This is a genomic window from Methylobacterium sp. (genome assembly GCF_019750675.1).
Taxonomy (GTDB): domain Bacteria; phylum Pseudomonadota; class Alphaproteobacteria; order Rhizobiales; family Beijerinckiaceae; genus Methylobacterium.
In genome coordinates, this window is record NZ_JAIEOF010000380.1 from 1 (window position 1) to 7,779 (window position 7,779).

Annotated in this window: 9 protein-coding genes and 1 tRNA gene; 3 read left to right on the forward strand and 7 right to left on the reverse strand. The window is 67.3% G+C overall.

Annotation, left to right across the window (positions count from 1 at the left end):
* A partial coding sequence (locus K2X24_RS19600) for a hypothetical protein (RefSeq protein WP_292500247.1) occupies positions 1-196 on the forward strand: 196 nt, incomplete at its 5' end.
* A gap of 77 nt (positions 197-273) precedes the next feature.
* Here the strand turns inward: K2X24_RS19600 and K2X24_RS19605 are convergent.
* Together K2X24_RS19605 and K2X24_RS19610 are read right to left on the reverse strand one after the other, a co-directional pair.
* Positions 274-549 (reverse strand): adenylosuccinate synthase, encoded by a 276-nt coding sequence (locus K2X24_RS19605; protein ID WP_292500250.1) that lies wholly within the window; start codon positions 547-549, stop codon positions 274-276.
* Positions 550-861: 312 nt separating this feature from the next.
* A complete protein-coding gene (locus tag K2X24_RS19610) occupies positions 862-1,062 on the reverse strand; it encodes a hypothetical protein (RefSeq protein WP_292500252.1) in 201 nt (66 codons plus the stop codon).
* Positions 1,063-1,229: 167 nt separating this feature from the next.
* Here K2X24_RS19610 and K2X24_RS19615 point away from each other — a divergent pair, with 167 nt between their 5' ends.
* The gene (locus K2X24_RS19615) at positions 1,230-1,469 is read left to right on the forward strand and encodes a hypothetical protein (protein WP_292500255.1); all 240 of its coding nucleotides are present in this window, start codon (positions 1,230-1,232) and stop codon (positions 1,467-1,469) included.
* 154 nt (positions 1,470-1,623) lie between these two features.
* Here the strand turns inward: K2X24_RS19615 and K2X24_RS19620 are convergent.
* The 4 genes from K2X24_RS19620 to K2X24_RS19635 form a co-directional block, all read right to left on the reverse strand.
* Positions 1,624-1,698: transfer RNA gene (locus K2X24_RS19620), tRNA-Thr, on the reverse strand.
* A 160-nt stretch (positions 1,699-1,858) separates the two neighbouring features.
* Positions 1,859-2,317 carry an NUDIX hydrolase gene (locus K2X24_RS19625; protein WP_292500257.1) on the reverse strand — a complete coding sequence of 153 codons (459 nt, stop codon included), beginning with the start codon at positions 2,315-2,317 and terminating at the stop codon, positions 1,859-1,861.
* 362 nt (positions 2,318-2,679) lie between these two features.
* Positions 2,680-3,156 carry a MarR family transcriptional regulator gene (locus tag K2X24_RS19630; protein ID WP_292500259.1) on the reverse strand — a complete coding sequence of 159 codons (477 nt, stop codon included), beginning with the start codon at positions 3,154-3,156 and terminating at the stop codon, positions 2,680-2,682.
* Between the two features lie 218 nt (positions 3,157-3,374).
* Positions 3,375-4,430: an HD domain-containing phosphohydrolase gene (locus tag K2X24_RS19635; RefSeq protein WP_292500261.1), complete on the reverse strand. Its 1,056-nt coding sequence runs from the start codon at positions 4,428-4,430 to the stop codon at positions 3,375-3,377.
* An 894-nt stretch (positions 4,431-5,324) separates the two neighbouring features.
* Here K2X24_RS19635 and K2X24_RS19640 point away from each other — a divergent pair.
* Positions 5,325-6,023: an FkbM family methyltransferase gene (locus K2X24_RS19640; RefSeq protein WP_292500263.1), complete on the forward strand. Its 699-nt coding sequence runs from the start codon at positions 5,325-5,327 to the stop codon at positions 6,021-6,023.
* Between the two features lie 422 nt (positions 6,024-6,445).
* Here K2X24_RS19640 and K2X24_RS19645 read toward each other — a convergent pair whose 3' ends face one another.
* Positions 6,446-7,516, reverse strand: a complete 1,071-nt coding sequence (locus tag K2X24_RS19645; protein ID WP_366934541.1) for a L,D-transpeptidase — start codon at positions 7,514-7,516, stop codon at positions 6,446-6,448.
* Positions 7,517-7,779: the final 263 nt, after the last annotated feature.

The following is a 7,779-nucleotide window of genomic DNA, read 5'->3' on the forward strand; positions in this document are numbered from 1 at the left end:
CGAGAACAAGCAGGACCCGCTGGAGGTCCCGATGAATCGGGTGATCACCCGGGATGGCGGTGACGATCCGAAGGAATGCCAATCGAAGGAGCCGACCGGCGGCGCCTCGCGGGTCGACGGCAGCCACGCGCAGGAGACGGTCGACCCGGCCGAGCGCCTTCCCGAAGATCCAGAGGAGCAGAACGACCTCGCCTGATCCAGCGTGATCACCGGACCCGGCCCCATCAGGGTCCGCCAGGTTTCCTCCCGTGGGACCGCGTTGCGGAGACAGCCTCACGCAGGGGCGATCTCGAATTCCATTCCTCGCCCCGGCCCCCGATCCGCGTAGTCCACGAGGACGTAACCGCGTTCGGCAAGCGCGGCATCGAGGCTGTCCCGATATTTCCGGAACGTCTGGCCGATCGCCAGGGGCGTGAGACGTGGATTGCCCTGTCGAAGCCGATCCACGCCGACGTTGAGCGGCGCGCCGTCCCGGTCCGCGATCCGGATGAGGGCGGACGCCAAATCCGCGGCTTTCGTCTCCGCTGCCGATTTCGCCTTGAATGCCACGGTGGTCCCCTCCGTCTCCAAGCCCTCGACGCCTCCGGCCGACGCTCTACGAAATCCCTCGGGATTTCGCTGACGTGGCCCGGAATCGTCGCGGCCTCCCGCTCGTCCGTCTCGTCGAGTCGGCCGCGATCGCGACCGTGCCCGGTATCCGGCCGGCCATGGCCGAGGCCTTCTACATCGCCTCAATCGTCTTCAGCGCGCCCCTCCGCGCCGATGACATGTCCCGGCCGTCGGCCGCGATCCGCGTCCGTTCGGTCACGAACGCCTTCACCATGCCCGTCATCTCCACCGCCAAGGCGGTCCTCTCTGGGCTCATGCAGCCGTATGGTCATACCGGACGTCCGTGAAGGCTTTCGTCAGCACCACCCGGCCGTTCGCATCATAGACCTCGACGTGCCAAGCCGACCAATCGAGCCGCGCGCCACGACGCATCAGGTCGAGTGCGATCCGCTCGGCGTGGAGGCGCATCAAGGCCACCGTCGGGATGCGCCGCCCGCGCAGATCGGCGACCAAATCATGTCCATCCGTGCAGTGGAAGCGGTAAAGCCGCGTCGGCATTGGCTTTCTACCCCGGATTCCACAGGCGTCCACCGGCGCGTTCGCAGCCTTGGCCCTTCCCATTGAACCGTGGGCCGCGATGCGGTTTGTTCCTGATATGTTCTTGCAGGGATTGACCTAAGATGCACGCCCGTCCGTTCGAACCGCCTGTGGAGGTGAAGCTCTCCGAGGCCGAGACGATCGCGCTCGCCTACCATCGGGCAGCGCAGGGAGACGCCTGGACCGCTCTCGTTCGAGCGGTCGAGGACGCGCTCGCGGATCTCGCCGAGGCCGAGCGCCGGACCATGGGGCGCGACCGGCTCATTTCCCGTGGCTACGTCCGCAGCGCCACGGATCGGACGGTTGCGCGCATCGCCCGGTGACCCCGTGGGCCGCCGATGAACTGATCCTCGGCGGACCGGCATCCGCGGTCGGGATTTCGGCTGTATCGACCGCTACCGTGAAACGGGAGCATGCGCGGCTCGTAAAAGAGCGCGCCGCCGATCAGCAATGCTTTGATTGAGTTGATGGAAGTAGTGGTGCTGCTGGACAGGATTGAACTGTCGACCTCCTCATTACCAATGAGGTGCTCTACCACTGAGCTACAGCAGCGCGGTGTCCGTGGCGGCGGCGATGGCCTCGCGACTGGACGAGGGGGCAAGTAGCCGATCGCGGGCGGCTTGGCAATCGCATCGGCGACGATTGCCGCGGTTTTGTGCGCCGCGGCGGTTGTTCCTTGCCGCCGCCCCGAAACCGCGACCCGGCCTCAGCCTCAGGCGAGGGCGCCGGTCTCGCGCTTGCAGGCCGCCCGGATGATCGCCGCGAGACCGGGCTCCGCCACCGCCTCGGCGGCCTCGGAAGGGGAGAACCAGCGGTCCTCGCGCTGGTGGCGCTCGGGCCAGTGCTTCAGCTGCTTGCGGACCTCGAGGGGGAACACCTTCACCTGGCACAGGACGGCGTCGCGGCTCTTGAGGCGCTTCTCGTAGAGGTAGAATCCGAGTGGGCGCTTGCCGATCGTGCCGAGCAGTCCGGCCTCCTCGTAGGCCTCGCGCGCGGCCGCCTCGTAGGGCTTGCGCCCTTTCATCGGCCAACCCTTCGGGATCACCCAGCGCCGGCTCTCGCGCGAGGTCACCAGGAGGATCACGTAACCGCCCTCCGGTGTCCGCCGGAAAGGGAGCGCCCCGACCTGCCGCCGGGGTGTCTGGTCCGCCTCACCCGCATTCGCGCTCATGGGTTGGAAACGCTTTCCGCCACGGAGGGTTCGCGTCTCCACGCGGCGCTCATCGATCCCCGGCCGCCGTGGCGCGGTGCATGTCGCGTCGCGAAGGGCGGCTGGTTCGGGGCGATACGCGCCCGGACCTGTCGTTGGGCTTCCATCTCTGGCGCAATCCCGTTGGGGTCACGGCCCCGGCGAGGGTTCGGAGGGGTCCGGTCCGGCGCAGGCGCGCCGTCCCGGGTTCTCGCCGGGACAGCCGAGCATCGGCGGGCCTGCCCCGCCTTAGCGGTTCCGGGCCGCACCGCTCAAGCGAAACTTACCCGGCAAATCTTCTTGGGTCGCTCCCGGTTTTCGGGGCCGCCCGCCGGGCACCGCGTTTACTTGGCGGCGCTGAGGTTCGCGATCAGCGCATTCAGGTCGGCCCGCATGGCCTGGACCTCGGGTTCCGACATCTTGAGCTGGCACATCACGGATTCACGCACGGCGGCCGCCTCGGCGCGCAGGCCCTGGCCCTTCGCCGTGAGGGCGATCTCGACCTCGCGCTCGTCCGAGCGGCGCCGGTTGCGCACGAGGAAGCCGGCATGCTCCAGGCGCTTCAGGACGGGGGTCAGCGTTCCGGAATCGAGACGCAGGCGCCGGCCGATCTCCGAGACCGTGACGCCGTCCGTCTCCCAGAGCACGAGGAGGACGAGGTATTGCGGGTAGGTCAGCCCCATCCGCTCCAGCATCGGGCGGTACGACTTCGTCATCCGATGGGCGGCCGCGTAGAGCGCGTAGCAGAGCTGGTTGTCGAGGAGCAGTGGATCGATGAGGGGCGCCGTCTTCTCCGGCTGAGCGTCTACCATGCATGCCATGCCACTTGATCCCTGAAGCCGGCCGCTGGCGCGGTGCCGGAGAGGACCGCCTCCGGAGCCCTTCCGGTCCCGACGATAGCGGACACAGGTCCTTCCAGTATATGTCTGTTTCGCCGCAGCCGTGACATCCGGACGGCCTTCATCTCGACCCGGCGAATGTTGCACATCCTCCGCGGGGCGCAAGGTTCATGTCAGGCGAACCTGCCTTCGGACGTGCCTCAGGCGGCGCCCGTGTCGGAGGGTCGCTCGGCGATCAGGACCGTGATGTCGCTCCAGCGCGACACGAACGCGGCGACGCAATCGGGGTCGAAGTGGCTGCCCGCATGGGTTTCGAGGTGCCGGCGGGCCTGCTCGGGGGGCCAAGCCTTCTTGTAGACGCGCTCGGAGATCAGGGCGTCGAACACGTCGGCCACCGCGACGATCCGGCCGGCGAGGGGAATCTCGGTACCGCGCAGTCCCTGGGGATAACCCTGGCCGTCCCAGCGCTCGTGGTGGGTCAGCGCGATGTCGGAGGCGATCTGCAGCAGGTGCGAGGGGCTGTCGTTGAGCATGCGGTAGCCGCGCAGGGCGTGCTGCTTCATCTCCTCGCGCTCGGCTTCGGTGAGGAGGCCGGGCTTCATCAGGATCGCGTCCGGGATGCTGATCTTGCCGATGTCGTGCATGGTCGAGGCCAGCGCGATGTCGTTGGCCTCCTGCTCGGAGAGCCCCAGGCCTTCCGCGATGGCGATGGTGCAGCCCGCGACGCGGGTGAGGTGATCGCCGGCCTGATCGTCGCGGAACTCGGCGGCGAGCATGAGGCGGCGGATGATTTCGCGCTCGCGCAGCGTGGCCTCGGCCACCGCCTGCTCCAGGGTCCGGTTCATGGCCCGTGCGTGATGGTCGGCCTTGCGGCGCAGGAATGCGAGTTCGAGCAGGTTGGCCAGCCGCGTGATCAGGTCGAGGGGCTCGACCGTCCGGGCCATGACGTCGTTGGCGCCGGCCGCCACGGCGGCGTAGCGCACGGCCGCGACGTCGTCCGCGAGCAGCACGATCGGGCTGCGCGCGTGCTCGGGCATCACCCGCAGCCGCGCGATCAGGTCGACGCTGCGCGCCTGCGCGGTCTCGGCGGCCTCGATCAGGATCAGGTCGCAGGGCTGGGCGCCGAGTGCGGCGGCATCCGCCGGGCCGAGGACCAGACGGGTCGCGCAGGCGAGGGGCGCCAGGGCCCGGATAAGGGAAAGGGGAGGGGCGTCGGCCACGAGGGCGATCAGGGCCGTGCCGGCGTCGCGTACCATCCATCGATCCCCAACGGGACCGTGGCCGGCGCCGCCCCATCGGCAACCCGGCGACGCGGTCCCACGGGAATCGATGCTAGCCACGCCGCCGTTAACCAAATCTTGACGGCACCGCTTCCGGCCGATGCACCCGGTACGGATGGAGGGCCGCTCTCGGGACCCTGCCGTGCGATCGCCGGAGGATTGTCGGCTTGCTCTCCTCTGAACCGTGATCTGGCTGGCCCATGTTCTTCGGACGCGCAGCGGGTTTGGCGGCGCAGTCGTGCAATCTTCGTCGGTTGGCGCAAAAGCACCCCGCGCGTGCCGGGGCGCACCCTCGGCGCGTAGGCGCAACGCCGGCATGCTTCGTCGGAGACGCGGTCCATTCCGATCCTCTCGACAGGATTGGGAGCATGAGTGATGCCGTGGATGCGCGAACCGTTGCCGTGACATCCTGCGAGCGGGCCAAGGCCACGACCTCGTTGGGCCAACAGTCGCTCCTCGCTGAGGATGTCGACGGCGGAAAACTTGGCCGAGACGAAATCCGGCCGGGCTTCTCGGAGCCATGCGTCTGGCCCTTGTCGACGACGCCTTCACGGCCTGCGCCACCGGGTCGTCGCGTTGCTGCGGGTGCGGAAGGGCTTCGTCCTGCTGGAACGGCGCTGGCCCGTTGAGGGGAGCGTCGGCGGGCTCGGCCATTCGGGCGGCCTGCATCGCGAGCGAGTCAGCCGACCCGATGTCGCAACCGGTCGTCTCGCCTCCGTTGCCAGCCCCATGTCCACCAGCGCCCTCAATGATCCAGCCTGAAACAAAGACCTCGCATAGGCTCTAATTCCGTGCACTAGATCGTTGACACGATATGGTCCCTCGTATTCACTGGCGGAAAGTTGATTATATAGTCGAGAGAGATTGAGTATGAGGTTTCCATCTAAAGACAGTGCGCTTCGGTGCCTCAAGGACCTCGGGGTAGAGATAGGCACTGTAATCGATGTAGGTGTACAGATAGAAACCACAGAGCTAAAGAATATCTTTGGTGACAAGAAGCATATACTGCTTGAGCCGGTCGAGGAATATCACGAGGGTATCAAAAAGGCGTATGAAGGATTTGATACGGAACTTCTCCTCGTCGCTGCTTCCGACAAGGACGGCACCTCTGGTATCACGAAAAAATTCTTGGGCGGCGGGACTTGGGTCACGCATAGTAGTCTCGTCGAGGAGGGGGCTTCTGAATTCGTCCCTACGACCCGCATCGATACATTGATCCGTTCCCGGCAAGACCAAAGACCTTTTCTCTTAAAAATTGACGTCGATGGCCTTGAGATGGAAATTCTCCGGGGCTCGACGGGTATAATCGACGATGTTGATATAGTAATCATTGAAGCGACACAGTCGACATTCTTGGAGCGGTTGACGTATTTGTCGAATCTTGGCTTCAAGATCTGGGATATTGTCGACGCTTGCTACTATCACGGCGTATATATGCAATCCGACATCATCATGGTGTCTCCGCGTGTGATGGGAATCTTGCAGAACCAGCCCTGGCAAACAGCGGTTTTTTCCTGGAAGGATTGGGTTACGATCGAGTCTTACGATCCCAATCAGAAGCGCAGCTAGTGCATTGGCGCATTCGGAGGATTCACGAGAGGCCTGAACCGGACGCGTTCCCACCCATCTTCGTCGGATGCAACGCGCGGCCGGAGCAGATCGTACATTGTCTCACGCTCGGCGGTCGGCCGGGCGCAGGCCTCGCCTAACGCCTCATGCTGCCCGTCGGTCGCGACATGCTCCGTGCCCGTCATCATTGCGTCGCCTGCCAACCAACGCGACCGCGGCCTTCATGGATGGTCCGTTCCATTCCTGCGTCCGGACAGGCTCTACGCCGTCCGGATGCGCCCGGAGGAGGGACGCGGGCGTCGGTTCTCGCGCGGTCGCGTTCCTGCCCTCCCGCGGCTTTCGGCTGAACCGGCAAGCTCGGTAGATCGGCGCCGACACACGACCCGCTCCGACCGACAAACTTCCCGCTCTCGCACACCCGCTCACATCACTTCGACCCGAGTTCCTACCGGGACGCGCTCGTAGAGTTCGATGACGTCCTTGTTGAGCATCCGGAAGCAGCCGGACGACGCGGCGCGGCCGATCGAGCCCGGCTCCGTCGTTCCGTGGATGCGATAGGCCGAGTCGCCGAGATAGAGTGCCCGCGCGCCGAGGGGGTTGCGCGGACCGCCCGCGACGTGGTGCGGCAGGCCCGGCCGGCGCCGGCGCATCTCCGGCGTCGGTGTCCAGCCCGGCCAGGTCTGCTTGGCGGTGACCCGTTCCACGCCCGTCCAGGTCGCGCCCGCGCGGCCGACCGCGACCCGGTAGCGGATGGCCTTGCCGTTCGCCTGGACGAGATAGAGCGCGCGTTCCCGTGTGCTGACCACGATCGTGCCCGCCTCCTGGCTGCCAGCGTAGCTCACGAGTTGTCCGCGCCAGATCGGGCGCTCGGTCTGGCGTCGTGTCGGGTCGGGTGGCGGGGCGGCCGGCATGGCCGCGCGTCGGGTCGACGCTTCCGGTAGCGGTGCGAACGGCAACGGCGCGTCCGGAACAGGTCCTTGAGCGATCGGCGCCTGCGGCGAGAGCGCTTCCGGCGCGGGCGAGGCCGAGACGGAGGATTCCGTCCGCGCCGCGTCAGGCGGTATGGCCGGGGCCGGCACGACGAGCGGGGAAATCGGCGCGGCGGCCACGCGGGCCGACCCGGCGCAGCGATATACGCGGCGCCCATCCGTCCGCATGGTCACCGGTCCGATCGCATCGACCACGATCTGCCGGATGCTGGCGTCCCGGTCCGCGGCTTGATCCTCGGCCGAGCCGTAGCACCGCAGGGCGAGGTGGTAGCCGATCGCCGTGTCGGAGACCCGCGTGATCCGGCAGAGGTTTCCGGCGCCTTCCAGGGCCGGGCCGGCCTGTGCCTTCAGCCGCACCTCGAATACGCCGCTGCCCTCCGGGTCCCGGCACGCCTTCAGCGTCGGCGCCCACCGGCCCTCGGGAGATTCGTCCGCGCTGATCGCCAGGGCGGGGCCCGCGCCGCAGAGGAGGATGAGGGGCAGGAGGCGCGCGAGGGACGTCATGCTCAGGTCTCGTCGGCGAGGGGAAGTGGGCCGCCGCGTCGGCGGCCGGATCTGTCTCGATGCGGTTGTCCGGGTCCGATGCCGCGCGATCAGCAGGCCCGTGGCTGCGGCATGGGCCGCGCCCGGCTCAGCGGCGCAGCCGGATCTCCTGGAAGCCGGCACCCTGGCCGGTCAGCAGGCTGACCGAGACGAAGCCGGCGTGGTCGGTCTCCCGCGCCCGGGTCGCGGCTGCGGGCTGCGTCGCCGGGCGTTCCCCGGCGGGA